The organism is Arthrobacter sp. GCM10027362 (genome assembly GCF_042679445.1).
Lineage (GTDB): Bacteria > Actinomycetota > Actinomycetes > Actinomycetales > Micrococcaceae > Crystallibacter.
In genome coordinates this window covers 1-1169 of the sequence record NZ_JBHTML010000382.1, presented here as the reverse complement: position 1 = coordinate 1169, position 1169 = coordinate 1, and the positions used below count along the sequence as shown (strand labels likewise).

Annotated in this window: 2 protein-coding genes; one reads left to right on the top strand and one right to left on the bottom strand. The window is 73.3% G+C overall.

Annotation, left to right across the window (positions count from 1 at the left end):
• On the bottom strand, nt 1-552 hold a 552-nt coding region (locus tag ACFQ36_RS22825; protein ID WP_377017870.1), incomplete at its 3' end, for a TetR/AcrR family transcriptional regulator.
• 97 nt (nt 553-649) lie between these two features.
• Here ACFQ36_RS22825 and ACFQ36_RS22820 point away from each other — a divergent pair.
• The gene (locus tag ACFQ36_RS22820; protein WP_377017868.1) at nt 650-1141 is read left to right on the top strand and encodes a DoxX family membrane protein; all 492 of its coding nucleotides are present in this window, start codon (nt 650-652) and stop codon (nt 1139-1141) included.
• Nucleotides 1142-1169 lie beyond the last annotated feature (28 nt).

Below are 1169 nucleotides of genomic sequence, written 5' to 3'. Positions count from 1 at the left end.
GGCCACCCGGCGCGCCGCAGCCTGCGGATGCTCCGGCAGGCCCGGGGGCCGGCTGCCGCTGAGCCAGAGGGTGGCGAAGCCGTGGACCAGGGACCAGGCGGCCAGCGCCGTCTCCTGGATGCCGGGGCCCGGTTCCGGTGCCGCGAAGGCGGCGGCTCCGCCGTACAGTGCCTCCCCGGCGCGGGCCTTGGCCGCCAGCAGCTCCGGGTCGTCGCCCCGGTACAGCTCCGGCCGGAACATCACGTCGAAATGCGCCGGATGCCCGACGGCGAAGCCGACGTAGGCCACCCCCACGTCAAGGAAGTCCCCGGTGTGGCGCCGCGCCTCGGCCAGCGCGTCCGCCAGCAGTTCGAAACCCTGCACGGCCACCGCGGTCAGCAGACCGGCCTTGTCCCCGAAGTGGTGGGCGGGTGCGGCGTGCGAAACGCCGGCACGCCGGGCCAGCTCGCGCAGGCTCAGGGCGGCCGGGCCGGACTCGGTGATGGCCTCGACGGCGGCGCCGATGATCGTCCGGCGCAAGTCTCCGTGGTGGTAGGACGCGTGGCTGCTCATGCCACCAGCCTAATCCCAATCTTGCCATTGACAAGTTCAGGCCGCGGAGTAATCTAGACAGTGTCAAGATTCCTTGTTCCCCGGAAGGGATTCAACAATGGCACCCCTAATTACCCTCCTCATCGCCAGCCTCCTGCTGCGGGGCGCCGGCGCCGCCGGCATCAAGCCGCTCCGGTCCTGGCGCACCGCCCTTCGCGGCGGCCTCGCGGCCATGTTCGTGCTGACCGGCACGGCGCACTTCAACGACCTGCGCAGCGGGCTCGTTGCCATGGTGCCGCCGGCGCTGCCGCAGCCGGAGCTGCTGGTGACGGTGACCGGCCTGCTTGAGCTGGCCGGCGCCGCGGCCCTGCTCCACCGCCGCGCTGCCCCGTGGGCCGCGGCAGGCCTGGCCGTGCTGATGGTGGCGATGTTCCCGGCGAACGTCTACGCGGCGGTTGCCGGCATCACGGTCAACGGCGGGCCGGCGACGGCACTGCTGCCCCGGACCCTGATGCAGCTCGTCTTCATCGCCGCCGCCGTCGCGGTGGGGCTGCCGGCCCTGCGCAAACTGCGGCCGGCACGGGCAGCCGGCGCCGCGGCACAGCCCTGACAGCCCTGCGGACACTGGGCGGCCCGCC